General features: G+C 66.4%; 37 protein-coding genes and 1 pseudogene. 10 read left to right on the forward strand and 28 right to left on the reverse strand.

Features of this window, described 5'->3' with window-relative positions; genetic code table 11:
• Positions 1–131: 131 nt before the first annotated feature.
• Complete coding sequence (locus tag XAN126_RS0123650; protein WP_024281028.1) at positions 132–464, forward strand: hypothetical protein; 333 nt, start codon at positions 132–134, stop codon at positions 462–464.
• A 45-nt stretch (positions 465–509) separates the two neighbouring features.
• On the opposite strand, the gene XAN126_RS0123655 is transcribed toward XAN126_RS0123650, so the two are convergent.
• Complete coding sequence (locus XAN126_RS0123655; protein WP_024281029.1) at positions 510–995, reverse strand: hypothetical protein; 486 nt, start codon at positions 993–995, stop codon at positions 510–512.
• A gap of 316 nt (positions 996–1,311) precedes the next feature.
• Between XAN126_RS0123655 and XAN126_RS0123660 the strand changes: the two genes are divergently transcribed.
• Positions 1,312–1,557, forward strand: coding sequence for a hypothetical protein (locus XAN126_RS0123660; protein WP_024281030.1), 246 nt, complete (start codon positions 1,312–1,314; stop codon positions 1,555–1,557).
• 85 nt (positions 1,558–1,642) lie between these two features.
• A complete protein-coding gene (locus XAN126_RS0123665) occupies positions 1,643–1,882 on the forward strand; it encodes a hypothetical protein (RefSeq protein WP_024281031.1) in 240 nt (79 codons plus the stop codon).
• 27 nt (positions 1,883–1,909) lie between these two features.
• Here the strand turns inward: XAN126_RS0123665 and XAN126_RS0123670 are convergent, their stop codons facing one another.
• The 7 genes from XAN126_RS0123670 to XAN126_RS0123700 form a co-directional block, all read right to left on the reverse strand.
• Positions 1,910–2,344, reverse strand: a complete 435-nt coding sequence (locus XAN126_RS0123670) for a group II truncated hemoglobin (protein ID WP_024281032.1) — start codon at positions 2,342–2,344, stop codon at positions 1,910–1,912.
• A gap of 24 nt (positions 2,345–2,368) precedes the next feature.
• Positions 2,369–2,536 carry a hypothetical protein gene (locus XAN126_RS28820; RefSeq protein WP_169124951.1) on the reverse strand — a complete coding sequence of 56 codons (168 nt, stop codon included), beginning with the start codon at positions 2,534–2,536 and terminating at the stop codon, positions 2,369–2,371.
• Between the two features lie 29 nt (positions 2,537–2,565).
• The gene (locus tag XAN126_RS0123680; protein WP_245272329.1) at positions 2,566–2,898 is read right to left on the reverse strand and encodes a DUF6156 family protein; all 333 of its coding nucleotides are present in this window, start codon (positions 2,896–2,898) and stop codon (positions 2,566–2,568) included.
• 45 nt (positions 2,899–2,943) lie between these two features.
• The gene (locus XAN126_RS0123685) at positions 2,944–3,423 is read right to left on the reverse strand and encodes a Rieske 2Fe-2S domain-containing protein (protein ID WP_024281034.1); all 480 of its coding nucleotides are present in this window, start codon (positions 3,421–3,423) and stop codon (positions 2,944–2,946) included.
• A 185-nt stretch (positions 3,424–3,608) separates the two neighbouring features.
• The gene (locus XAN126_RS0123690; protein ID WP_024281035.1) at positions 3,609–4,004 is read right to left on the reverse strand and encodes an iron-sulfur cluster assembly protein; all 396 of its coding nucleotides are present in this window, start codon (positions 4,002–4,004) and stop codon (positions 3,609–3,611) included.
• A 73-nt stretch (positions 4,005–4,077) separates the two neighbouring features.
• Positions 4,078–4,560, reverse strand: coding sequence for a hypothetical protein (locus XAN126_RS0123695; RefSeq protein WP_024281036.1), 483 nt, complete (start codon positions 4,558–4,560; stop codon positions 4,078–4,080).
• 38 nt (positions 4,561–4,598) lie between these two features.
• A complete protein-coding gene (locus XAN126_RS0123700; RefSeq protein ID WP_024281037.1) occupies positions 4,599–5,462 on the reverse strand; it encodes a xanthine dehydrogenase in 864 nt (287 codons plus the stop codon).
• Positions 5,463–5,698: 236 nt separating this feature from the next.
• Here XAN126_RS0123700 and XAN126_RS0123705 point away from each other — a divergent pair, with 236 nt between their 5' ends.
• Positions 5,699–5,932, forward strand: coding sequence for a BolA family transcriptional regulator (locus XAN126_RS0123705; RefSeq protein WP_024281038.1), 234 nt, complete (start codon positions 5,699–5,701; stop codon positions 5,930–5,932).
• A 92-nt stretch (positions 5,933–6,024) separates the two neighbouring features.
• A complete protein-coding gene (grxD, locus tag XAN126_RS0123710; RefSeq protein WP_024281039.1) occupies positions 6,025–6,354 on the forward strand; it encodes a Grx4 family monothiol glutaredoxin in 330 nt (109 codons plus the stop codon).
• Between the two features lie 159 nt (positions 6,355–6,513).
• Here grxD and XAN126_RS0123715 read toward each other — a convergent pair whose 3' ends face one another.
• From XAN126_RS0123715 to XAN126_RS0123795, 17 genes and pseudogenes are all read right to left on the reverse strand, one after another.
• A complete protein-coding gene (locus XAN126_RS0123715) occupies positions 6,514–6,738 on the reverse strand; it encodes a hypothetical protein (RefSeq protein WP_024281040.1) in 225 nt (74 codons plus the stop codon).
• A gap of 215 nt (positions 6,739–6,953) precedes the next feature.
• Positions 6,954–7,268 (reverse strand): ferredoxin, encoded by a 315-nt coding sequence (locus XAN126_RS0123720; RefSeq protein ID WP_024281041.1) that lies wholly within the window; start codon positions 7,266–7,268, stop codon positions 6,954–6,956.
• Positions 7,269–7,320: 52 nt separating this feature from the next.
• Positions 7,321–8,526: a DegT/DnrJ/EryC1/StrS family aminotransferase gene (locus XAN126_RS0123725; protein WP_024281042.1), complete on the reverse strand. Its 1,206-nt coding sequence runs from the start codon at positions 8,524–8,526 to the stop codon at positions 7,321–7,323.
• On the reverse strand, positions 8,526–8,789 hold the full coding sequence (locus XAN126_RS0123730; protein WP_024281043.1) for a hypothetical protein: 264 nt from the start codon (positions 8,787–8,789) through the stop codon (positions 8,526–8,528). The genes XAN126_RS0123725 and XAN126_RS0123730 overlap by 1 nt, the downstream gene beginning before the upstream one ends.
• 88 nt (positions 8,790–8,877) lie before the next feature.
• A complete protein-coding gene (locus XAN126_RS0123735; protein ID WP_024281044.1) occupies positions 8,878–9,207 on the reverse strand; it encodes a hypothetical protein in 330 nt (109 codons plus the stop codon).
• Positions 9,208–9,261: 54 nt separating this feature from the next.
• Positions 9,262–9,501, reverse strand: a complete 240-nt coding sequence (locus tag XAN126_RS0123740; RefSeq protein WP_024281045.1) for a nitrogen fixation protein NifZ — start codon at positions 9,499–9,501, stop codon at positions 9,262–9,264.
• 8 nt (positions 9,502–9,509) lie between these two features.
• On the reverse strand, positions 9,510–9,827 hold the full coding sequence (locus tag XAN126_RS0123745) for a nitrogen fixation protein NifZ (RefSeq protein WP_024281046.1): 318 nt from the start codon (positions 9,825–9,827) through the stop codon (positions 9,510–9,512).
• Positions 9,824–10,606, reverse strand: a complete 783-nt coding sequence (locus tag XAN126_RS0123750; RefSeq protein ID WP_024281047.1) for a 4Fe4S-binding leucine-rich repeat protein — start codon at positions 10,604–10,606, stop codon at positions 9,824–9,826. The genes XAN126_RS0123745 and XAN126_RS0123750 overlap by 4 nt, the downstream gene beginning before the upstream one ends.
• On the reverse strand, positions 10,596–11,138 hold the full coding sequence (locus XAN126_RS0123755; protein ID WP_024281048.1) for a hypothetical protein: 543 nt from the start codon (positions 11,136–11,138) through the stop codon (positions 10,596–10,598). The genes XAN126_RS0123750 and XAN126_RS0123755 overlap by 11 nt, the downstream gene beginning before the upstream one ends.
• Positions 11,139–11,239: 101 nt before the next feature.
• Positions 11,240–11,554 carry an iron-sulfur cluster assembly accessory protein gene (locus XAN126_RS0123760; RefSeq protein WP_024281049.1) on the reverse strand — a complete coding sequence of 105 codons (315 nt, stop codon included), beginning with the start codon at positions 11,552–11,554 and terminating at the stop codon, positions 11,240–11,242.
• Between the two features lie 11 nt (positions 11,555–11,565).
• Positions 11,566–11,790, reverse strand: a complete 225-nt coding sequence (locus tag XAN126_RS0123765) for a 4Fe-4S binding protein (RefSeq protein ID WP_024281050.1) — start codon at positions 11,788–11,790, stop codon at positions 11,566–11,568.
• Positions 11,791–11,814: 24 nt separating this feature from the next.
• Positions 11,815–13,353, reverse strand: a complete 1,539-nt coding sequence (nifB, locus tag XAN126_RS0123770) for a nitrogenase cofactor biosynthesis protein NifB (protein WP_155982392.1) — start codon at positions 13,351–13,353, stop codon at positions 11,815–11,817.
• A gap of 394 nt (positions 13,354–13,747) precedes the next feature.
• Positions 13,748–14,614: an SIR2 family protein gene (locus tag XAN126_RS0123775; RefSeq protein ID WP_024281052.1), complete on the reverse strand. Its 867-nt coding sequence runs from the start codon at positions 14,612–14,614 to the stop codon at positions 13,748–13,750.
• 6 nt (positions 14,615–14,620) lie between these two features.
• The gene (gene nifT, locus XAN126_RS0123780) at positions 14,621–14,836 is read right to left on the reverse strand and encodes a putative nitrogen fixation protein NifT (protein ID WP_024281053.1); all 216 of its coding nucleotides are present in this window, start codon (positions 14,834–14,836) and stop codon (positions 14,621–14,623) included.
• Between the two features lie 152 nt (positions 14,837–14,988).
• Positions 14,989–16,188 (reverse strand): cysteine desulfurase NifS, encoded by a 1,200-nt coding sequence (gene nifS, locus XAN126_RS0123785; RefSeq protein ID WP_024281054.1) that lies wholly within the window; start codon positions 16,186–16,188, stop codon positions 14,989–14,991.
• Positions 16,189–16,375: 187 nt separating this feature from the next.
• Positions 16,376–16,648, reverse strand: a pseudogene (locus XAN126_RS0123790) (NifU family protein); the annotation flags it as partial.
• A gap of 62 nt (positions 16,649–16,710) precedes the next feature.
• Positions 16,711–17,031 carry an iron-sulfur cluster assembly accessory protein gene (locus XAN126_RS0123795; protein ID WP_024281056.1) on the reverse strand — a complete coding sequence of 107 codons (321 nt, stop codon included), beginning with the start codon at positions 17,029–17,031 and terminating at the stop codon, positions 16,711–16,713.
• Positions 17,032–17,547: 516 nt separating this feature from the next.
• Here XAN126_RS0123795 and XAN126_RS0123800 point away from each other — a divergent pair.
• A complete protein-coding gene (locus XAN126_RS0123800; protein WP_024281057.1) occupies positions 17,548–18,135 on the forward strand; it encodes a hypothetical protein in 588 nt (195 codons plus the stop codon).
• 126 nt (positions 18,136–18,261) lie between these two features.
• On the opposite strand, the gene XAN126_RS0123805 is transcribed toward XAN126_RS0123800, so the two are convergent.
• Both XAN126_RS0123805 and XAN126_RS0123810 read right to left on the reverse strand, forming a co-directional pair.
• On the reverse strand, positions 18,262–18,744 hold the full coding sequence (locus tag XAN126_RS0123805) for a Rieske 2Fe-2S domain-containing protein (RefSeq protein ID WP_024281058.1): 483 nt from the start codon (positions 18,742–18,744) through the stop codon (positions 18,262–18,264).
• Positions 18,745–18,755: 11 nt separating this feature from the next.
• Entirely contained in the window at positions 18,756–20,384 is a 1,629-nt protein-coding gene (locus XAN126_RS0123810; RefSeq protein WP_024281059.1) for an FAD-dependent oxidoreductase, read from the reverse strand.
• 383 nt (positions 20,385–20,767) lie between these two features.
• On the opposite strand from XAN126_RS0123810, the gene XAN126_RS0123815 reads away from it, so the two are divergent.
• The 4 genes from XAN126_RS0123815 to XAN126_RS0123830 all read left to right on the forward strand — a co-directional run bounded on the left by XAN126_RS0123815 (position 20,768) and on the right by XAN126_RS0123830 (position 22,834).
• The gene (locus XAN126_RS0123815) at positions 20,768–21,229 is read left to right on the forward strand and encodes a hypothetical protein (RefSeq protein WP_024281060.1); all 462 of its coding nucleotides are present in this window, start codon (positions 20,768–20,770) and stop codon (positions 21,227–21,229) included.
• Between the two features lie 106 nt (positions 21,230–21,335).
• Positions 21,336–22,196: a 3-mercaptopyruvate sulfurtransferase gene (sseA, locus tag XAN126_RS0123820; RefSeq protein WP_024281061.1), complete on the forward strand. Its 861-nt coding sequence runs from the start codon at positions 21,336–21,338 to the stop codon at positions 22,194–22,196.
• 13 nt (positions 22,197–22,209) lie between these two features.
• A complete protein-coding gene (locus tag XAN126_RS0123825; RefSeq protein WP_024281062.1) occupies positions 22,210–22,464 on the forward strand; it encodes a hypothetical protein in 255 nt (84 codons plus the stop codon).
• 52 nt (positions 22,465–22,516) lie between these two features.
• Positions 22,517–22,834, forward strand: a complete 318-nt coding sequence (locus XAN126_RS0123830) for a hypothetical protein (protein WP_024281063.1) — start codon at positions 22,517–22,519, stop codon at positions 22,832–22,834.
• A gap of 100 nt (positions 22,835–22,934) precedes the next feature.
• Here the strand turns inward: XAN126_RS0123830 and XAN126_RS0123835 are convergent, their stop codons facing one another.
• Entirely contained in the window at positions 22,935–23,585 is a 651-nt protein-coding gene (locus XAN126_RS0123835) for a nitrogen fixation protein NifQ (RefSeq protein ID WP_024281064.1), read from the reverse strand.
• Positions 23,586–23,613 lie beyond the last annotated feature (28 nt).

Raw genomic sequence — 23,613 nt, forward strand, 5'->3', positions numbered from 1 at the left:
CTTCCGTCGCCGCGTGCCGGCGGGCGTTCCTCTTGACGCGCCGCCGGCCCGGACGTTTCATCCCGGTAGCGGGCGATGGGTCCGGTTCATCACCCCGGATCAGGGGACGCACATCCGCCGGAGCGTCGGACATGAGCGTGATCGAGCATGATTTCGGGGCAGGCAAGCGGCGGACGGAAAAGCGCTTCCGCGACCTCCTGAACCTCGATGCGCTGCACGAGCAGAACGTCCGTGCCAATCCCCTGCCCTATCTCGAGCGGGCGAGCGAGCGCATCTATCAGCTCGAAAAGACCATCTTCGAGGCGGCGCTGGCGGCCCGCCCGGCCTTCGGCGCCGAGGCCGACGACAAGGGGCCTGCCGTGACCCTCAGCAAGGCGGAATATGACCGCCTTCTCGCCTGCCGCGCCATCATCGATTCCGCCCTCGCCGAGATCCAGGCGCGGCCGGAGGAAGAGCCCCGTTGAGGCCCAGAAGTCCGTGAGCGCGCGGACGCGCCCACGGTGTGCACGTCAGTTATGGACGGAGGGCGGCGGGGTCCACTGATAGAGATCGCCCCAGCCGTTGAGGGCCTTCACCTCGTGGGTGAAGCCGAGGTCTCCGAGCGCGGCGGCAAAGCCCAGTTGCTCCCCGCTCTTCACGCTGGCGAGCAGCGGCACCTTCCGCCCCTGCAATTCACCGAGCAGCGCGGGGAGCACCGCATCACCCTTGGCGGCCGGCGCGACGGCGGCATAGGTGACATGGATCGCCTCGCTATTGCGGAAGCCCCATTCGAACGTGTCGCGCCGGGCGAGCAGCGCGCCGACGATGCCCTTCTCATTGTCCACCACCACCGGCGACAGGCCGGAGGTGCAGCAGGCTACGAGTTCGGACAGGAGCGTCTCCTGATCGGCTTCGTCTTCCGCGTTGAAGGGGACGGCGGCGGCCGCCTGCCGCAGCAGCCCCCACAGGCCCTGGACGTCGCTGAGGGACGCCATGCGGCGAGTCAATTCAGCCATGAAATGTATCTCCGGAGCAGACAGAAAAACAACATCGCCATCTTAGATCAAATGCTAGTAAATTCAATAATTACCGCTCATGATCCCAGAATAAGCAGATGCCTTCACCTGACCGCACGACAGTGTCATGAAGCATACGCCCACATCCCGGGGATGTGCGATGCGCGACACCCCGGCCCGCTGCCGGCCGCCGCCGCCGCTTGGCAAGAACCTTGCTGCGCGCACCGCGCGGGGACAGTCGATCGCCCCGCCAAACCCGTTTGGAGCCCCGGCCTCCGGAAAGTCCTTTCCCGGAGCGCGTCCTTTGGAGTGAGGCATGTCGACGAGCGAAGGTTTCTTCATTGACTGGGACGGCAATGCCCGCAGCGTCGATGATCCCGGCGGCGGATATCTGTGCGAGACCGACCGCGTGGCGAAATATGTGGCGGTGACGACCAAGACCGGCACGCTGGTGCACGAGGGCACCTTCTACAAGACCATGGAAGACATCGCGAAGGCCGGCATCAAGGCCGGCTTCGTGCCGGGCTCCCACCCCTGGGGCTCCAAGCAGGACGGCTTCTGAGCCTTCAGGCCGGCGCTGGCGACCGATCCGTGGCCGCCGGCGCCGGCTCTCCCCCCACACAGCAGACAACCCCGGAGAATTGGCGATGCTCCCGACGACCATTCTCATCGACGAGGCCCCGCGCTGCGTCGTCCGCCCCAACGACACAAAGGCCCTCAACCGCTTCCTGCGCAACGCGAAGGATTTCCTCCTCGCCGAGAAGCCGGAGGGCAAGATCACCCACCGCACCGCGGCCGAAGACGAGATGGCGAAGTGGAAGGATGCCCTCGCGCTGCACCAGGCCTGGGGCGGGTCCGACGAGGAATTCTTCGGCGTGCCGCTTTAGCGCCGCCCCCTCGCCACCCCTGCCGTTTCAGGGCCGCGCGGCGTGGCCCACGGTGTCGTGCGGATTGCCGGCGGTGTTGCGCATCCAGTCCGCGAGCTTCGCCATGGCGTCATAGATGGCGGTACGTGCGGCGGCATCCGCCACCGTCTCCTCCAGCGCGCCGCGCATGCACAGGAGCCAGGCATCGCGCTCCGCATTGCCGATGGAGAAGCCCATGTGCCGCTGGCGCAGCCGGGGATGGCCCTTTTCCGGCGAATAAAGCTTGGGGCCGCCGGTCCACTCGCTGAGATAGCGCTTCAGCACCTGCTTGGTGTTGCCGAGATCATCGGCGTGCATGGCGCGGATGCCTTCCGCCTCGGGCAGCGTGTCCATGCGCGCATAGAAGGCCTCCACCAGCCGATCGATGACGACCGCGCCGCCCAGGCGCTCATACATGGTTGTGGTCTCGGCGACGTCCGACATGATCTGTCCCTTCGGGCTCGGCCCCTATTCGTCCATGTTGGGCAGCAGGATGACCTCGGCCGGCGCACCGGCGCCTTGCGCCTCGACAAAGTCGAGAGCCGACACCAGCGAAAGTCCGCCATCGGCCTCCATCAGCACCACGGCGTCCGGCGGCATCCTGCCGAGCGCCTCGACCAGCTGAGCCACCGTCATCCGTCCTGCCCTCCTGTCGCGGCGCCGGGCTATTCCGGCCGTATCGGCGATCCCGCCTCGTCGAAGGCGACGATCACCGTGTCCTCATCCACCATGCGCACCTCGGCGCGCTTCAGCGTCCCGCTGCCATGGTAGCTGTAGCGATGGGCCAGCTCGACCTCGCCATAGACCATCTTGTCGAAGCCGGTCAGCTGGCCGGCCGCGTCGAACCAGGCCCGGATGAAGGTGTTGCGGTGGGTGAGCTGCGCCTCGGGGATGGGCTCCACCAGCCGGAACGGCATCTTCACGCCGGTATAGGTTATATAGAAGCGGCACTCGCCCAACATCTCCGGCGGCACAGCACTCGCGGCCTCTGAACTCATTCGCACGTCTCCCGACACCTGCACTTTCGCCATCACGACTGCCGATCAGTCGGGAGAAATCATGATTTCCATGGTCTCGTCGAAATCGTCATAGGGAAAGCCGGCGACCTCCGCCTCCACCAGCGGCACGCCGCACAGGCACACATCCGCACCCACGATGGCCACCGCTACCGGCTCCAGATGCGCCCCCTCGCACGCGCCCTCAGTGCAGGCGCCGCTCTCGATGTCGAACAGCGCCCCATGGCGGCCGCAGCGCAGATGCGTGCGCTCGGCATTGAAGAACTGGCCGCCGCCGATGTTGAGCCACGTGCCCTTGTGCGGACAGGCATTCACATAGCCCACCACCTCACGCGCGCCGGTGCGCACCACCACGATGCGGAACGGCCGCGCGTCCCCTTCCGGGGTCAGTCGGGACAGATCGAACGCCCTCGCCTCGCCGGGCGGCAGCTGGTGCGTCCCGCAGATGGCGAAGACCGCGATCTCGGCTTCGGTGTCCTGTTGCTCGGCAGATTGTTCGGCAGACATCACTTCCCCGCCCGCGCCCCCCGGAGGCGCCGGCCCCTGTCGCAAATGAAACAGTCCATGACCGGCTGGAGCAGCAGATCCGCGGCCGGCGTGAAACCACCCGGGATTAGCAGGAAGCGTGCCGAACGCCTGCGGCAACGACAATGGCCGGCGCGGGGCCGGCCACTCCGCTTCTGTCAGGTGCCTCAGAGCAACCCCAGCTCAAGCTGGACCTCGTCGCTCATGCGCGACTTGTCCCATGGCGGATCGAACACCAGCTTCATCTTCACGTCGCTGACGCCGGGAACCACCACCACCGCTTCCTGCACCCAGCCGAGCATCTGCCCAGCGACCGGGCAGCCCGGCGCGGTCAACGTCATGTCGATCTCGACCCCGCCATCCTCCTTGACCTCGATCCGATAGATCAGGCCAAGATCATAGATGTTCACCGGGATTTCCGGGTCGTTGACGGTTCTCAGCGCCGCGACGATGCCTTCGAGAAGAACGGCATCATCCTCGGCGAATTCTTCGAAATTGCGTACCTCGCCGTGGACGATCATGGTCGTCGGTGCGGCAAGGCCGTGCTCCACAGGCTGAGTCATGTGACCAATGCCTCCTGCCCCCTCATCGTACCCGATAACGTAGCAAGCACGATGCCAACGATGGCCGAGCTCTTCAATCCAGACCCTCGGCGAGGGCCGCGACAACTGGCCACCCGACCGCGCCGGTGGGGTCGAGCACCTTGAGCGCCTCGAGCTTCTCCACCGCCAGCTCCGGCTGGTTCTGGCGCAGGTGAATGAAGGCGAGCGCCTTGAGCGTGTAGAGGGCGAAGCGGCCCGGCCCATCGGGCAAAAGGTCGTAAGGCACCCAATTGCGCCAGTCCGTATCCCAGCCCGCCTGAGTCGCGGCCTCGACGAGCCCGCCCCGCGCCGCGGCTTCCGCCTCGTCCAGATTCCCCTGGTAGGTGTGGATCTTGTAGAGGCAGAAATAGACCGGCAGCTCGGACGGCGCCGTCGCGAGCGCCTGGCGGAACAGTTCGTCCGCGCGCGCCCGGTCCTTGCGATAGGCGATGACGCCCTGCTGCAGCAAAGCGTTCACCGGGCCGGACACCTCGCCGAAATTGATGACATCGGTGTTGGGAAGAAGATCGACGCTCACGTTGCTTCCCTTCGGTGGGGCGGGCGAAGGGCGCCGCTCTACTTGACCAGATGAGGATTGGGCGCGGCTTCGGTGAGCCGGGCGCCGCGGAAGGTCAGCGCCCGGCTCACCGCCTTAGCGATGACAAGGGCGCGGGCGTCCAGCCCGGTCCAGTCAGCTCCGCGGCCGCGTGGATCGATCTCCAGAAGCTTCACCCCGGCCGGAACCTCCGTACCGTCCCGCACCACGCCGCGCACCACGCCGTCGAACGGAGCGCGGATGGGCTCGTTGCCGAGGAAGCCGATATGGAAATCCTTGTAGACGCGGGTGCCGATCTCAATGGCCGTGTGCCAGCGGCCGGGCACGCTCGAATGCACGAAACGCTCGCTCGTCACGCCGCCGAGATCGCGGGGGATGTGGTCCGGCTCGTCCGTGGGACCGCGCTGGATCACCTGCCCCTCCTTGCCGGGGCGCGTCTCGATGGCGAGATCGCAATTGGTGCCGCCGCCGAACCCCGGCCCGAGGCCGATGGTGAGCCGCGCGAGGCGGCGCAGGTCCGGCGTCACCTGATACTTGTTCATGCGGGCATCGACGAGCAGCTCGATAGGCCCGAGGACGATGAGATCGAGCAGCCCCAGGGTGGTGACCAGCACATCGCCGCGCAGCAGGCCCTTGCGGACATCCACGCCGGTATCGGCCCGCACCGCGCGCACACCGTCCACGCGCACGTCGTCCTCATACAGAGCGTCGTGAAAGGCCATCTTGCGCCGGATCACCGGCGGCACCGGATCATGCGACAGCACAACGCCATAGCCGCCGCGATGCAGCTCGACGGCCACGGCCGACGCGATCTCGTTGGTGCCGAGTATGGTTGCAAAGCCATTGCGCGCCGCACCGCGTCCCTGCTGTAGCAAATCGCTCATAACGGTTCTCGTTTCCCCGGGGCGACAAGGCGTAAGCAAGAGGCGGGCCGTTTGGAACGGCCCCAGGCTCGGCCCCATGCCCCCGAGCTGCGCCCTCCGGCGGCCGGGTCTGCCCTCCCCGGCCGATCGCGCTGTCAGATTTGCGACAGCCCAGCCGCCTGTCCGGCCGCATTTGCACCAATGGCAAGTGGTGCCGCGCTTGCATGGGGCCGTCGCACATCGAAGGAGACAGCGCGATGGCCATGGCCGCAGACGAAATCGAGCGCCTCGTGAAGGAGGCTCTTCCAGACAGCCAGGTGATGATCATCGATCTCGCCGGCGACGGCGACCACTACGCCGCCCGCATCACCTCGGAAGCCTTCAAGGGCAAGAGCCGGGTCCAGCAGCACCAGATGGTCTATGCGGCGCTTGGCGAGCACATGGGCGGCACCTTGCACGCCCTCAAGCTGGAGACGCTGATCCCCAAGTGAGATCGTCCGCAGCGCCATACGCGTCGTGACGGGTTCCGGCCCATTTCACATCCACATTTTCATCCGCTTCGTTTCAATCAGGAGACTGCCCCATGGCCACCACTGCCGAACGTATCGAAGACATCATCGCCTCCAGCGATGTGGTCCTGTTCATGAAGGGTATTCCCGCCGCCCCCCAATGCGGCTTCTCGGCCGCCGTGGTGCAGGTGCTCGCCGGCGTCGGCGTGCCCTATCGCGCCGTGGACGTGCTGCAGGACCCGATGGTGCGCGAGGGCATCAAGGCCTTTTCCAACTGGCCGACCATTCCCCAGCTCTACATCAAGGGCGAGTTCGTCGGCGGATGCGACATCGTCCGCGAGATGTTCCAGGCCGGCGAGCTGACCCAGCTCCTCGCCGACAAGGGCGTCGCCGTCACCGCCTGACGGGTTGATCCAGAAAAAAGGGCCCGGACGCAAGAGCATCCGGGCCCTTTTGCTGCACTATGGAACGACCTCGAAAACATGCCGGGCCGGATGAAACAGTCGGCCCTCAAGTATTCGCAAAACCGAAAGCCCCCGCACCGGACATTCGTCCAGGCCGGCTCACGCCGCCTTGGTGGCCGCCTCGACCTTGAAGGCGTCCACATCGGCACGGGTCAGGCGGAACACGCCACGCCCGCCGGCCAGAGCCTGGTAGGTGAGCGGAACACGGTAGGACAGGAAATCGAACCATTCCTGCGGATTGAGGCCCTGGGGCCGCTCGCTGATCTCGGCGATGGTCCCGTTGGCCGCAAAGCGGGCGTGAATGATGACTGCTTCGTCGCTCATCTCATCTCTCCTCTCAACGTTCTTCACTGGCGCGGACCCGAAGGGCAAGACTTGGCCGCTCGAAGCCCGCACGACGACTTGATTACCCGGCACGCTTTTTGTTGAGCCCCCGGCAGCGCGCCACCGGAAGCTTTTGTCTTCAGTCACGGCCGGAAGGCTCCGCCCTTCCCGCCGCCGACAGTCCCGGCGCCCCGCGGGAGCGCCGCCCAGCGCGATCAGAAGCCCGAGAACTCGCCGAGCAGCTCGATGGTCACGTTCTCGGTGCCGAGCACGGTGACGTGCTTGGCGAGGCGGGACTTGGAGCCAACACCGACGATCGCGTCGAGGCTTTCGTTCTCCTCACGGGTGGTCTTGGAGAGGCCCTTGCGGCCTTCTTGGACGAACACGTGGGACGCGCTGCCGTCCTTGTCGCTCTTCTGGCGCTCCGCGAGCCCCGGCTCGACGGTGATGAGCGCCTCGAGGAGGTTCGTGCCCTCCCCGACTTCAATGGTCTTGCCCATGGGGAGGACCTTCAGCGTAACCGTGGACATCAACAACTCCTGTCGTTTCGTCTTAGTGTTTGGGGTGCGATTTTGTTGCGTTTCAGTAGATGGCGGCGCCCGCCCCTACATTGACCGAGGCATCCTTCATCGTTGCCACGATGAACTCGATCTCCTCCTCGCTCAGGTGGGTGTGGAACGGCAGCGCCACGGCGCGGTCGGCCACCTTCTCCGTCACGAGGAAGTCGCCCCGGCGATAGCCGAGGTCGAAATAGTGCCGCTGCACATGCAACGGCGTGCTGTAGCCGGCGGATTCAACCTTCTCCACCTTGAGATCCTCGACGATGGAATCGCGGCTCGACTTGGAGAAACGGGTGCCGAGATGGACCACGTAGAGGAACCAGTTCACCTCGGTCACGTCCGGCCCGATGAAGGGGTCCTTGATGCCCTCGAAGGACTGGACGTACTTCTGGTAGAGGTGCTCCACCGTGCGCCGCTGCTCGAGGATCTCATCGAGCCGGCGCAGCTGGGTCAGGCCCAGCGCGGCGGTGATGTCGCTCATCGCGCCCTGATAGGGCGCGCTCATGCTGACGACGACGGAGGACCGCTCCTCCAGCTTGTGGGAGCGGAAGCGCCGCAGCGCCACGGCGACGTCGATGTCGTCCGTCACCACCATGCCGCCCTCGCCGCACACGATGGGGAACGGCTGTGAGAAATCGAACACGGCCGTGTCGCCGAACGTCCCCACCAGCGCGCCCTTGTAGCGCGAGCCGATGGCCTCGGTGGAATCCTCGATGAGCGCCAGATTGTGCTTGCGGGCCAGTTCCTGGAAGTCCGTCCACGGCGCGGGATGGCCGTTGGTGTTGCCGGCGACGATGGCCTTGGTCTTGTCGGTGATCTTCGCCTCGGCCTTGGCCGGCACGAGGGTTCCCGCCCAATAGTCGATGTCGGCGAACACCGGGCGCGCGCCGGACAGGCTGATCGCGTGCACCGTCTCGCGGAAGGAATAGGGCGAGGCGATCACCTCGTCCCCCGGGCCGATGCCGTAGGCCTTCAGGGTGTAGAGCAGGCCGAGGGTGCCGCTCGGCACCGCGATGGCATATTTGCGGCCGAGATAAGCTGCGAACTCCGCCTCGAACTGCTCCGCGAGCGGTCCGCTGGACAGGCGCGGCGCCTGCATGGCCTCGGTCACGGCCTGCAGCTCGATGACGGTAATGTCCGGATCCGACAGGAGGATGCTGGTGGCCTCGCCACCCTCGGCCTCGCTCTCGCCGAGATCGAAATCGTCCAGGAAATCGGCGTCGCTCATCACGCGCTCCGCCGTGCGAGGATCACGCCTGTGGCAGCGCCGGGATCGGAGGTGATGTGGGCGCAGTGGTCCGCGGTGTCGAGCAGATGCACGTCGTATCTGGGATAGGTGCGGAACGGCGCCTCGGTGACGTCGGAGGCGTCGCACTGGGTCCAGGAGAGGGCCGGAAACCGCTTGCGCAGTTCGGCGAAGACCGGGCCCGCCGGCTCCTCGGCGGTGAGCACCTTCTCGATCTCGGTGAGGTCGCTGTCGCTCAGGGCCATAACCTTACTCTCCCGTGCCGGAATGAGACACGACCGGCGGCTTTGTCGCGGTCCGTCCCATGCCATGCAGGATCATTGCCAGTTTGGATCACTGCCAAAATCGACGTTCCGTGTCGTCGTTCAGAAGCTCCAGCAATTCCTTCAGCCGCTCGTGAATACTGTCGAGCTCCCAGAGGCGCTTGCCGTGGTTCTTGCGGAACAGCTGCCAGGAGGCCTGCTCCGGATCGAAGATCATCAGGGCGATGTCCACCACCCCGCCGTCGGGATCGATGTTACGCGAGCAGCACGCGCTCTCGATCCGGTAGCCGCCCTCCGTTGCGACGACGCGGGGCGTGACATAGCGATAGCGCTTGCGCGCCCTTATGGCGCGCTCGATGCGCTTCCTGTCGAGATCGTTCGGATGAGCGGGCAGCCTCATCGTCCTATCTCTCACGCTGTGTGGCGCGCGCGGCCGGCGCCGCGCCGCGAAGGGTCAGAGCGGCTGGATCTCTTCCTCGAGGCAGCCCACCACCAGGCGCTCGTTGAATTCGATGAGGTAGATGGGCGTGTTCGTGTCCGTGTGCTGGCCCACCTGCACGATCTCGCCGACGGTGCCGACACCCACCAGCAGCCCCTCGTCCGGCATGTCGGGATAGGACCCGTCATTGTAGAGATCGATGAGGGTCTTGACCTTCATGCCCCAGTCGTACTTGGGCAGGCGCGGTTCGAGCATCATGGCAATCAAACTCCGGGGGCGGGGGGCAGCGGGATGTCCTGTTCTTCGCGCGGAACGGCGCTTTCCAGTTCCTTGCGCTTCATGCCGACGCGGTTGCCGCTCTCGGTGAACTCGACGCCGTAGATGTAGAACTGCTGGAGGAAGGTACCGATGGAGACGACGTAGCCGATCTCGCCCTTCTTCGCGAGAACCTCGCCGATCTCCTTGCCGGCATAGGTTCCGTCGTTGCGGATGACCCGCTTCGCCTTCACCTTCTCGCCGAAATTGAAGTAAGGCGGCTCGGAAATCTCCACCACGTCGCTGTCGCGGACGATATTGCTCATAGCGGCATCTCCCTCAAGAGCTGCCCGCCCGCCTCGATGCGGGAGCGGGCGACTTCGCGCACGAACTCGTCGTCATCTTCCAGGAACCGGGCGAGCTGGGACGGCGCCACCCGGCCGGCGACCTCGTGGCGCACCCGCCAGTCCGCGTCGGACGCGAGGGCCGGAAGAAGGTCCGGGGCGAGGCGCTGGGCCACCTCCAGGCGGACGGCCGCGCTGCGGTCGCCGGCCATGCACATCAGCCATTCGGACGGCAGCCGCTGGGCCACCACCTTGCGCACCTCCGGCTCGGGATCGTCCACGAGGCGCGACAGCAGCGGCGGCGCGATGCGGCGGGCCACCACCAGGCGCACATAGTAATCGTCGTCCGCCAGCATGGGCGCCAGCTCCGCATCCTCCAGCAGCGAGACGATGCGGATGCGCACCTCGCGATGGGGATCGTTGCGCAGCGGCAGGATGAGCCGCTTGGGCAGCCGGCGCGCCGCATTCCAGCGCACGGTCTCCTCGGGGTCGTCGAGGAGCGGCTTCAGGAAGAACACGTCCGCATGCTTCGCCGCGATGGCGCGGACCTCGAAATGCTCGTGGCCCACGTAAGAATTGGCGAGCTTCGGATTCCAGTTGAAGAAACGGTCGATGCGCCGGGCGTAGCGGTCGTTCACGCAGGCTCGCCTCAGCTGGCACTTGCCGGCCGGCAGAAGGTCCGCCGCGTGGACGCAGCGCCGGCAGTCGATGTCTTCGCCGAGCCAGGTCTTGGCGTCCTCGATGTCGTCGTCAGTCTTCATCGTCCTGCCCCGCTCTGTTCAGCACGTCGAGCAAGAGCTTCGCGCCGATCTTGTCGGACGGATCGAGCTCGAGCAGCTTCATCACCGCGGCGCGCCCCTCGTCGAGATTGCCGAGGCGCATGTTGAGGTAGGCGTAGCCCTTCAGCGTGAACAGGAAGAAGCGCGGCATCAGGCGGTCGTAGCGGGAAAACTCCGCATCTTCGGCCCGCACGTCCCGCCAGTCGGCCGGGAGATTGGTCTCCCGCTGCGCCTTGGCGAGGCATTCCCGCGCCACCCCCAGGCACTCCCGCAGGCGGCCCTTGTAGAAGTAGAAGCGATAGAGGCCGATGAGCACCGCCGCATGGCCCGGGGCGATGGCCTCTGCCTTGCGCAGATGCGCTTCCGCCACTTCGTCCTGCTGGTAGGAGAGGCCGGCTTCCCACAGATGGAACTGTGCCTCCTCCGGCAACCCTCCGCCCATCACCGCGCTCGCAAGGAGTGCTTCGGGGGTCAGGATGTCGGGCTCGCCAAAGGCCTGTGCGGAACCCTTCATCCCCTGTCCCCGTCCTGTCCTTGAGCCGGTGCCGGTCGAACCCCGGCCCGGTGAAGCCCGGGGCGGCGCCAGGCCGCCCCGGAAGAGGGCTCTCCCCGCCGTCAGTGGGCGTGGGAGGAGCAGGTGGTCGCCTTGGGATCGTTGAAGACGAGCCCGGTCTTGGCGGCCGTGTCGGTGAAGTCGATGGTCACGCCATCGAGCAGCAGGCGGCTTTCCGCCGGCAGGAACAGCTTCACCCCGTCCTTCTCCACCACCACATCGCCAGGCTGCGGTTCGGGCAGCACGGAGATGTCGGCGTTGAGACCGGAGCACCCGCCGGGCGTCACATGCATGCGGAAGCCGGCGGTGGGGCCGCCGTCCGCCATGATCATCATGCGCATGAAGCGGGCGGCGGAGCGGGTCATGGTGAAGTTCATCGCGCAGCTCCTCAGGCGGTGGGCTGGTAGCGGGGATACGCGTTGTCGATCACGCAGGTATCGTCCACCGGACAGACCGCCGCGCACTGCGGCACGTCGAAGTGGCCGATGCACTCGGTGCACTTCTTCGGATCGATCACGAACGTCCCGTTCTTCTCCGAAATGGCCACGTTGGGGCATTCCGACTCACAGGCCGAGCAGCTCGTGCACTGCGACGCGACGATTTTGAGGGTCATGGCGATGCTCCTTGTCTTCGCCGGTCAGGCCGCGTTGATCAGCGCGCCCTGCCGGATCTCGGCGTCGCCACGCGCGGTGTGGACGATTTCGCCGGTCTTCACCTTGTTCAGGTATTCCTTGAACCAGGTGATCGCCGACTTCTCGATGAACTCGTGGGCGAAGGTGTCGACGGGCTCGATGCCGGCCTTGATGAGGTCCGCCTTCGGGCAGCCGCCGATCTTCGCCACGAACACCGCGTGGCAGTCGTTGATGGCGCGGATGATGGTCTCGAGGCTGTCCTCCTCGCCGTAGCCGCCCTGGCAGTACAGATCGACGCGGCGATGGCCGACGAACTTGGCGCCCGCCGTGGAAAGTTCCCACACCTGGAACTCCTTGGCGTGGCCGAAGTGCTCGTTGATGAGGCCCGAGCCCTTGGTGGCAACCGCGGTGAGCAGCTTGATGTCGCTCTGCTCGCCGGCGAGAGCCTCCAGCTCCTCCTGCTTCGCCGCCACCTTGGCGACGCGTTCTTCCTCGACGAGGGCCTGGTAGGCCTTGCGGCTGTCGAGGTCGTAATTGACCTCCATGGCCATGATCTTGTCGGTGGTGAACTCGGCGGAGCGGTCCTCGCCGAGGAGGCCCACGGCGTCGGCGCGGCACTGGCGGCAGTGACGCATCATGTTCATCTCGCCCTCGCACTCGTCCTGGAGCGCCTTGAGCTCCTGGGCGGTCGGGCCGCGCTGGCCGTTGAGGCCGAACACGGTGCCATGCTCAGGGGAGGAGATGAGCGGCATGATGTTGTGCAGGAACGCGCCACGCGACTTCACCGCGCGGTTCACCTCGACAAGATGCTTGTCGTTGATGCCGGGGATCATCACCGAGTTCACCTTGCACAGGATGCCGCGCTCGGTGAGCATCTCGAGGCCGAGCATCTGCCGGTCGGTGAGGAGCTTGGCCGCCTCATAGCCGGTGTAGCGCTTGTGCTTCCAGAACACCCAGGGATAGATCTTCGCGCCGACCTCGGGGTCCACCATGTTGATGGTGATGGTCACGTGGTCCACGTTGAAGCCGGCGATGGTGTCCACGTGGTCCGGCAGGGCAAGGCCGTTGGTGGACAGGCAGAGCTTGATGTCCGGGGCGGTCCGGTTGATCAGCTCGAAGGTCTTGAAGGTCTTCTCGGGGTTGGCGAGCGGGTCGCCGGGGCCGGCGATGCCGAGCACGGTCATCTGCGGAATGGTGGAGGCCACCGCCAGCACCTTCTTCGCGGCCTGCTCGGGCGTCAGCTTCTCCGAGACCACGCCGGGGCGGCTCTCGTTGGCGCAGTCATACTTGCGATTGCAGTAGTTGCACTGAATGTTGCACGCCGGGGCAACGGCAACATGCATACGCGCATAGTGGTGGTGGGCTTCTTCACTGTAGCAGGGATGGTTCTTCACCTTCTCCCAGATCTCGGTGGGCAGGTCGCCCTGGCCGGCCGACGAGCCGCAGCTCGCCTTGCCCGAACCACCCGAGGTGCCGCAGCCCTGGTGCTCGGCCTTGGCCTGCATGACCTCGGCCAGCTTATCGTCCATTCCGACGGCGTTCATGCCAACCGCGTTTTCTTGCTGTGTCGACGCGTGCATCTATCTGCTCCTCGCTTGCAGCAGGATCCCGATAAATCCTTGGCTGAGAGAGGAGCAACAGCCGTGCCAGCCCGACAGAGGACAGATACCTGATAAATATCAATCACCTAGAGGGGGAACATCTGGCTGTCGGCTTGTGAACATCGAGCCGCGACACGACTGACATGTTGGAAAAGTTACATGCTCGGCGTCGATTTACGGCCTGTCCTGGCGCGCATTTGATCGAGATCAATGCGAGCCCGAGAATCCCCTTCCCTCACCCGCTTCCGGGCGAAGGCGACAATCCCAAAAGCAAGGGGAGCATGCCCGGTGCCGGACATGCTCCCCCCTCACTCTTCACACCGGGCCGCAGCCCGCGTCAGGCCGACATGATGACGTCGAGCGCCTTCGGTAGCGACATGGCGATGGGCGTGATGGCGTGGGTGAGCAGGAAGCGCAACTCGTTCTTGGTGAGCGTGGCCTCGTCCACGATGGCGAAGTGCGGCGCGCGCGAGCGCTTGGCGATCTGCCGCGCATAGGTGCGCAGCATCTGGTCGTGGAAGCGACAGCCGAGGAACAGGAAGCTGCGCTCGGTGCGGCGGTTCTTCACCACGTCGGGGATGGGCGTCTGGATGTCGATCTCGGTGAGGACTTCCACATAGTCCGCGTCGGAGATCAGCCAGTTCTTCGCCGGCGCGGCGCTGCCGTGGGGCTTGTAGAGCACCGTCTTCCAGCCTTCGGCGGTGGCGCGGTCGCTCTCGGTGCCGGAGGGATCATAGAAGCGATACCAGCGGTCCTCGCCGATGCCGGCGCGGGTGATGCCCTGCGCCTCACCCCAGTCCGAACGGTCCGCGAAGGCCGCGCGCATGGCGCCGTCGTACCAGGTGTCCACGATCAGCGCGAGGGGCAGGCCCGCGAGGAAGGTGTGGAACGGCAGCGGCGGCACCTGCGGCCCAAACGCCTCCGCCATCAAGGCGGAGACGGTGTTGCGGTGCTTCATGCTCTCGATGTGCTGGGCCGCGGCCCAGCAATTGCCCTTGGCGCGCTTGGGCAGCGCCACCTTGGTGCCGAAGAAGACCGAAAGGTCTTCCGGCGTCACCGGGATGGCCGGGGCTCCGAGGGCGAGAAGGCCGGGCCCGAGGTAGGGCACGACCTTATCGGCGCGCAACTCCGCCGCCACGTCCTTCAGGACGGCTTCGGCGTCGGCGAGCTTCAGCGTCTCGATATTGGCGACGGAAATGTTCATCTCAGCTCACTCCTCCTCGCCACGCTTCTTCGCGTTGACGGTGATGGGCAGGGTGGTTCCCTCGGCCATCTCGGGCAGGTCGAGCACCCAGCCGTTGGCGATCTTGATCCAACCACCCCACAGGGACTCGTGCTCGAACTCGACGATCGGCTCCTCCAGGTCCTTCTTGGGGACGTAGATGGAAAGGCCGATTTCCGGCGAACGGCGAATCATAACTTTCATTTATTGGCTCCTTGATCGGGCTTTACTCGCCGCTGTGACCCGGCAGGACCGAAGCCCGAACGGGGACGCTGGTGATGCGCGCCGGGCGCGGGGCACCGCACGGAGCACGAAGGGGTGTGGCGTCGCGCGCCGGACGTTCGGCATGGCCGACATCAGACATGATCGGCGACGGCAGATGCATCGCCCGTGGCAGCCGCCCAGGCCGGCGACATGGCACGCAGGCGGGCCACGATGTCGGGCAGAACCTCCAGCACGCGGTCCACTTCATCGCTCGTATTCTCGCGCGACAGGGACAGGCGCAGCGCGCCATGCAGCGCGCTCGCGGGCAGGTTCATGGCGCGCAGCACATGGGAGGGCTCGGTGGAGCCGGAGGTGCAGGCCGAGCCGGTGGAGGCCGCGACGCCCGCCTTGTTGAGATTGTGCAGCACCGCCTCGCCATCGAGATATTCGAAGGCGACATTGGCAGTGTTGGGCAGGCGGTTGTCGCCGTCGCCGTTGAGGAGGGTGTGGCTGACCTGCTGCAGGATGCCCTGCTCCAGCCGGTCGCGCAGCGCCTTCACGCGGGTGCGTTCCTCCTCCATGTGGGCGAGGGCAAGCTCGGCCGCCGCGCCGAGGCCGATGATGCCGGGCACGTTCTCGGTGCCGCCGCGCCGCCCACGCTCCTGATGGCCGCCACGCACCAGCGGGCGGAACTTCACGCCCTTGCGCACATAGAGCGCGCCGATGCCCTTGGGGCCGTGCAGCTTGTGGCCGGAGAGCGAGAGCATGTCGATCTCGGTGGACTTGAGATCGATGGCGACCTTGCCAACCGCCTGTACCGCATCCGTGTGGAACAGGGCGCCAGCCGCATGGGCCTGTCGCGCGAGATCCGCCACCGGAAACAGCGTGCCGGTCTCGTTGTTGGCCCACATGACGGAGACCAGCGCCGTCTTCGGCGACAGCGCCGCGGCGAAGGCGTCGAGATCGAGCCGGCCCTGCCGGTCCACCCCGATGAGGTGGACCTTGATGCCGCGCGTCTTCTCCAGATGGGCAACGAGGGTGAGCACCGCCGGGTGCTCCACCGTGGTGGTTACGATCTCGTCCCGCCCCTCCTGGGTCTCCAGCGCGGAGAGGATGGCGGCGTTGTCGGATTCCGTGCCGCCCGAGGTGTAGATGATCTCGTGGTCGAACTGGGCACCGAGAAGGGCCTGCAACTGCTTGCGGGCCTTTTTCAGCGCCTCGCCCACATGCTCGCCGAAGGCGTGGGTGGATGAGGCGTTGCCGAAATGCTCCGAGAAGAACGGCAGCATCGCCGCGACGACGGCAGGGTCGGTGCGCGTCGTCGCGTTGTTGTCGAGATAGACCGGGCGCACGGCGCTCACCCCTCGGGTCGGCTGCGGCGTCTTGCTGTGTGGCAGGCCGTCAGCGGATGGGAGACGGCGCCGCCGGCGCCGGAACGGCCGGGGCAGCCGCGGCGGGAGTCGCAACGGGCTTGGGGGCGGCGGGCTTGGGGGCGGCGGAAAGCGCCGGGCCGGGCCCCTTCAGGCTCACCAGCGGCTTGTTCTGCGCGCCGGCGACGGGGATCAGCCGGATCAGCTCGCCGAGGCGCTCGACGATCTTGGACTGGATGCCCTCGATGGTCTCGCTCGCCAGTTTGCAAAAAACGCAGGCGCCGGTCATCTTGACCATGACCTTGGTGCCGTCGATCTCCACCAGCTCACAGTCGCCGCCGTCGCGGATGAGGTTGGGGCGGATTTCCTCGATCACCTCGCGGATGATCGCCTCGCGGCGGGCTTCACGGCTGAGCGCGGGCGCTTCGGTCTCGGCCAACATCGCAATATCCTCTCTGTGTTCTCTGTTCTGCCGCCCGTCGGAGGACGGCGCGCGGATGGTGGTCAGCCGAAGGATTTGCCGCAGGAGCAGCTGGAGGTGGCGTTCGGATTCTCGAAGGTGAAGCCGGAGCCTTCCAGGGCCACCACGAAGTCGATGGTGGTGCCGGCGAGCAGCTCGTGGCTCTTGTTGTCGACGAAGACGCGCACGCCCTCGCGCTCCACCACGGTGTCGTCGGGCTCGGCGTCGCTGACGAGGCCCATCTTGTACTGATAGCCGGCGCAGCCGCCGGTCTCGACCATGATGCGCAGGCCGCTGACGGGCTGGTCGGCATCATGGATCGCGTCGCGGACCGCATGAAGTGCGCTGTCGGTCAAATTGATCATTGCTCGACCTTCGCTTGAAAGACTGGTCTGGCGGGACAGCAGCAAGCCGCGTGCCAGACGGCAACGGGCTGATTTCTTTTGATTTTCAGGATCAGAGCTGTTGCCTTTGCGACGCGTGTCCGGTTTCAGACACGGCGCGGGCCGCTCCCGCGATCCGCACGCGCCGCGCCGGAACGGTGGCGCGCCGCCCCGCCGCCATGTCAGGCCATCGGCCTGCGATCCCCGCGTTTCCGCACCGTTGCAGGCTTCCCAAGCCCTGCGCGGAAGCCTCAGGCCGCCGCCCGCACGAGGGCCGATTGTCGCTGCCGGCGGGTTTCACCTCGGCCGCGACGCGAAGCGGCAAAGGGCTTGCATGAAGCGGAGCGCCTGCCCCTGCGCGGGTGGCACGCCGAACGCCTTCGGCGGAGGGCGGCACGCCTGCCCCGGATGATCCTGTCCGGGCAAGGTGCGCTGCTCGCGCCCGTGTTGAACCAAGACCCGTCTGAACAGTCGTGTGCTGAACCGGAGACCTTTTTGATGACCGCGATCGAGAACACCCCCCTGGGCCGGCTGGATAAAGAGGGGCGACTCCTGAATGCCGTGCTCAAGCAGCCCACCAAGCCTGGCCGCTTCGATTTCCGCGGCGACATTGCGCTGAAGTTCCAGCAGCAGCTCGCCGACGAGAAGCGCCCGCCGGAATACACCATGGAGCAAGTGCTGACCTTCGCCGAAGAGGGCAAGGCCACCATCCCGGTGCTGGCCGGCTACCTGCAGAATTTCGCCTTCCTCTCCGACGTGGTCGACGTGCTCGGCGACGCGCTGGCGCCCGATGGCAAATACTTCGTGTTCTGCAACAACATCGACCTGCTGGCGAAGTACCGCGTCACCTACAACGGCAAGACGTTCTACGTGCTCCCCTGCGACGAGAGCACCGTGTGGAAGGAGATGACCGACCTCCTCTCCATCGACAAGAACGACATCAAGAAGATGGACACCGGCGGCAAGACCGACGTGGTGCTCGATGCCGCCGCCGCGTGGCACGAGGACTACGAGATCATGACCTACGAGAAGGTCGTCTCCATCATGGAGCCGGTAAAGAACCGCAACGCGAACCGCCCGGTCTGATCCGGGGGTCTGCGCCCGTGCCGCCCGGCGGGACCGGGTGGCACGCCGGGCCGTCTTCGGCAGCGCATCGCGACACAAAAATGGCCGGGCAAGCCCGGCCATTTTCAGTCCCATAGGGAGTGCGTCTCAGACGCCGCCGCCCTCATCCGAGCAGGAGGTGATCTCCTCCTCATCGTCGTCCACTTCCTCGGCCAGCGTCACGCCGGTCACGCAGATGTCGTTGTCGAGCACGGTGAGGGCCACCGGAATGAGGCTCTTGCCCTTGCACGGTCCTTCGAGGCACACGCCGGTGCCCAGCTCGAACAGCGCGCCGTGCTTGCCGCACATCAGGCGGATGCCGTTAGGGTCGAGGAACTGGTTGCGCTCCCAGTCCAGTTGCACCTGATCGTGCGGGCAGCGGTTGATATAGCCGAACACCTGCCGGCCCCACCGCACCACGACGATCTTGAACGGCTGTTCGGTGCCGTCCTCCACCACCTGCATCAGCTCGAAGCCCCGCGCCCGCTGGCTGGGGATGTCGCTCATGGAGCAGATGACGTAGGCGACGGCGGCCGCCTCGTCCGGGCGGGCATCCTGTGGGGCTTCGTTGTCGATGACGGTCGGTTCCATCTTATCCTCGTTCACGATGCACGCGTCAGGACCGGGCCGCTGCCGGCACCGGGGGTAAGGGGAGCACCCGCCTCGGCCTTGGCCAGCAGGCGCCGGTTGGCGGCGAGGCAGAAGTCCCGCCAGGCGGCGGCGACGTCGCGCAGGATGGTCTGCACATAGTCGCGCGAGAGATGATGCTCGCCGGGAAAGTTGGAAAGCGCACAGGAGGTGCGGTTGAACGCGACAACATCGTCGAGCAGCGTCTGGATGAAGTCGCGGAACGGCAACTGCACGTCGCTCATCAGCGCGGAGCGGCCCTTCTCCACCGGCACGTCGGCCATGTCGAAGGGCAGTGTCTCGATGAGGTCGGCCGCGCGCTCATAGATGTCCTCGATGGCGCCGAGCATCGCCCTCTGGGTGAGCTGCTCGCGGTCCTGGCTGGCGAGCGCCCGGTTGAGGCGGATGCGATAGGCCTCGAACGCCGCATCGTTCTGGCCGGCGACCCAGTTGGCGAAGCAGGCGAGGCTGGCGGCATTCAGCGGCAGACCCTCGGGAATGGCCGCTCCCGTCTCCTCCGCCCGCTCGCGCGACAGGGCACGGTCGATGCGCCGCGCCGCCTCCAGCGCGCCTTCGAGGTAGCCTGCCCCCTGCGTCGCCGTCTCGGAGCTGCCGAGATGCAGCCGCCCGTCCCACAGCGGCCGCCGCAGCAGGGGATTGGAGAAGGCCACGTGCTCGCCCCTCGGCTCCGCCTTGTCGCGCGCCGAGCAGGTGAAGGCCTCGCCGGCCCAGTCCTGATAAAGCTGCTCGCCGCCTTCCGCCGCCGAGCCGAACACCTGCACCATCTGGCTGTCCATCAGCATGGACAGGCCATCGGCGAAGGCTTCGCGCAGATCGGGGGGAAAGCTCAGGAAGCCGCCGAGGGCCGCCTTGGCGCCGGTCACGTCGCAGGCGTCGAAGATCTCGCCGACGACCGCCTGCTCGTGGGTGACGAAGGCGTTGCCCGACTGGCCGGCGACCCGCCAGAAGGCGGAGGGATAGGCCATCACCACCTTGGCCTGCTGCGCCATCCAGGTGGGCGCGGCGCCCATGGCGTCGAAGGTCGCGCTGTCGAGTTCCGGGATGAAGCGCACCGTCTCCGCGACGAGGCGCGGCGGCAGCGCCACCACCACATGGCGTGCCTCGACGATGAAGAAGGCATCGTCCACCCGGAAGGTCAGGACCACATGGTCGCCCTTGTCCTCCACGCTGTGGAGCACGTGGTTGAGGCGCAGGCGCTCCTCGCCGATGCTTTCGGCGAGGACCGACACCAGACGCGCCATGCCGCCGGCCACCCGCCGTGCGCCGCCATGCACCTCCTGCGCGAACCCCTGCGGGTTCTTGTCCGCCTCGGTGAGGTGCAGCACCGTGCCTTCGTCATGCTGGGGGAAGGACGCAAGGCCGAGTTCCGCGATGAAGGCGGCAATGAGCGGCTGGGTGTCGGGCCAGAACCAGGTGGGACCCAGATCAAACGCCGCGCCGTTGCTGGAGGCGACCGCCGAGAGGATGCGCCCGCCGAGCCGGGGGCGCGCCTCGAACAGGGTGAAGCTGCGGTCCTGTTTCTTGAACTGCCGCGCCAGCGCGAGGCCGCAGAGCCCTCCGCCGATGATCGCCGTATCCAGCATGGAACAGTCCTCGCAAATCTTGCTGATTGGAGCCCTTGCAAGATTCGCGCACAGTCCCGGGAAATATGGCCTTGCGGGCATTTCCCACGCCCCACTACGGCAGACACGGTCGGCTTTGGGCCTCGCCCTGTGGGATCGCCCACCTCGGCTGCGTCGCATTTCCCGCGTGGTGCGACGGATTTCCGACACGGCGCCCGCCTTTACCTCCGCGCGATGGGGCGTCTTCTGGTCCGTCCGCGGGCGCGAACCCGCATCGACGCGAGACTTCCGGCGCCTTCACAAGACGAACCGAAGTCATGGCACCGACCCGCCCGACGGCTGGCACGAAACTTGATCCCGTCAGCGGACAGTTCGTTTGACCGATAGTGCCCCGGAGATTGGAAATGCTCGTCGCGTCCGAATTCGCCTCGTCCTCCCTTGACGATATCAAGGCTGCCCTTGCGGGTGGCACCCTGACCTTCTATTCCGTCGCCCGCCCGGTGAATGCCGACCATCCGGTGGACCGCAGCGGAAAGCTCGCGGCGTTCACCTTCGCCACCCCGGCCTTCACCACGCCCTCCGAAGACGGCTCGGAAGTGCCGAGCTTCGTCGATGCGGCGGTGAAGGCGGGCGAGGTGGGCACCCCCGGTTTCGCCCGTGCCGTGACCGCCGACGGCAAGACCGTCGCCGACTTCTCGGTCGGCCCCGGCGCCCGCGAGATCAAGCTCGCCGAAGTGTCCTGCTCGCCCGGCGCGCCGGTGAAGGTGGTGAAGTTCACCTTCAATCCCGAGGGCGGCTGGCCCGAGCGCCCTGATTATTACGACGCCCATCCGCGTCCCGGCTACAGCCTGCCCAAGGTGCGCTGAGCCACTAACCCGATGCCGTCCCGGGGCACCCCGCCCCGGGACGCGACTGCCCCCGGAAGCGAAGTCGCCTGCAGACCGTCCCACAGCCACAGGAGAGCCTTGCGTCATGTCCACCGTTCTTCCCGGATCGCTGGTGAGCACCCAATGGCTGGCGGACCATCTGTCGGCCCCGGACGTGAAGATTCTGGACTGCACCTGGCTGCATGAAAGTTCCAACATGGACGGCCGCACCCAGTATCGCGGACGCCATCTGCCGGGCTCGGTGCATTTCGACATCGATGCGGTGGCCGACAAGACCAGCCCCCTCCCCCACATGCTGCCGCCGGCGGCGGAGTTCGCCAAGAAGGTGGGCCTGCTCGGCATCGGCGACGGCGACAAGGTGATCGTCTACGACCGCATGTGCGGCGGCGCGGCCGCGGCGCGCGTGTGGTGGATGTTCCGCACCTTCGGCTATCACGATGTCGCCATGCTCGACGGCGGCTACGGCAAATGGGTGAAGGAGAAGCTCCCCTCCGACATGTCGCCGGTGCGGCCCGAGCCCAAGACCTTCACCGCAAGTCTCAATCCGGCCCTCGTGCGCTCCCTGGACCAGATGCTGGCGAACGTCGCCTCCGGCACCGAGCAGGTGATTGACGCGCGCGGCCCCGCGAAATTTGCAGGCAGCCAGGATGACGTGTTCCCGGTAAAGAAGAAGGGCCACATTCCCGGCGCCATCAACCTGCCCTGGGGCGACCTCATCGTCGAGGAGAGCGGGGAGCTGGTTCAGCCTGATGCCATCAAGGCGCGCCTCGCCTCCGCCGGCGTCGATCTGGCGAAACCCATCGTCGTCACCTGCGCCTCCGGCACCATCGCCTGCGTGGTCATGCTCGCCCTCTACCTCATCGGCAAGACGGACGTCGCGCTCTACGACGGCTCGTGGGCCGAATGGGGCCTGAAGGACGAGACGCCCATCGCGGCTGCGGCCTGAACGGGAGCGCACCATGGCCATCGACGACCTCACGCTCCTCGGTGACGGCGACGAATTCACGCTGCACGGCGCCGGCGACCAGACCCATTTCGTCCTGCGCTTCAAGCCGGACGGCATGGTTGCGGACATTTCCGGAGAGGACGCGGAACGGTTCCGCGGCGACTATGAAACGGTCCGGTCGCAGTATCCGGGCTGGAGTTCGGACCAGGTGCTGGCCCAGCTCTGGGATCAGGGCGGCTACAGCTGGCTCGCATCGCCGGAAGGCTGAGGCGCACGCCGCGCGCAGATGAAACACCGGTGAAAGCCAACGGGAGAACAACATGGCGACCACGCTCATCAAGACCACTTCCGACGGCCGCAAGCTCGAGGTCTCCGGCCTCGCGATCCTGTTCGACGGCCAGCTCGAAGCCTTCGACCTCACCGAGGTGAAGATGCACCCCAACCGCCGCAAGATCTGGGAGGTGCATCCGGAAGCCACCCACATCGCCGGCCGGGTGACGCTCACCAAGGAAGAGGCGGAAGCGGTCGAAGCCGCCTTCAAAAAGGCCGAGGCGGAGATCCTCGCCAGCCCCGCCGCCATCAACGAACGCTTCCGCATCGCCATGATGTGGCGGGCCCGCAGCGAAGGCATCGAGTGAAGAGCTGATACGCCCCGTCGGCGCGGCACACGGATCAGGTGAAGACGAAAGAGACCCGGCATGCCGGGGCTCTTGTCGTTTCGATGCCTACGAGAGCCGCCTATTCCGCGGCCTCCGGCAAGGCGAGCGGATCGTTGCCGTTGGCAGCCCCACGGGCGTTGCGCGCGAGGCGGGATTCGCCGTCCTCGGCGCCGAAGCAGATGTGGAATTCATCGCAATCCGAGCACACCGGCGCCGCGCACAGGGTGAAACCCTCGGAGCCGCAGACCATGCGGTAGAGGAACTTCTTCCACTTCATGTCCTGGCTGTTCTTGCGGGCGAGCGGGGCGAAGCGGCGGGTCATCAATTCCCGCAGCTCGGCGCGGCTCCTGAGCCCCAGATCCTGCCACAGATGGTGGGGGGACTGGCAGCGCCGGGAAATCATAGCAATGAAATGGGTCTGCAGCCGGCCGGCATCGGAAGAATAGATGCCGAGGATGTCGCGCACCGACTGCTCCTCGGGCGTCACCTCGATCGCCCGTGGATCGACCTGCGCGGCCAGCATCGGGGCGGACGCCGGAAACAGGATGGCGGCGAGGTCGAGGAAGGCCGCGCGGTCGAGGCCGATCGCATCGAGCCGGTCCCTGCCGTCCTCCTCCGCCTCGGCGAAGGCCAGGCCGACGATGGAGGCCGCCACGTGGACGTCGAACGCATCCGCAGCCGAAGAAGACGATGAGGCGATCAACCAGTCATAGACCTCTTCGGCGCGCATGGCGGCACTCCTTGAGCGACACGCGCGG

Source organism: Xanthobacter sp. 126 (assembly GCF_000526175.1).
GTDB lineage: Bacteria > Pseudomonadota > Alphaproteobacteria > Rhizobiales > Xanthobacteraceae > Xanthobacter > Xanthobacter aminoxidans.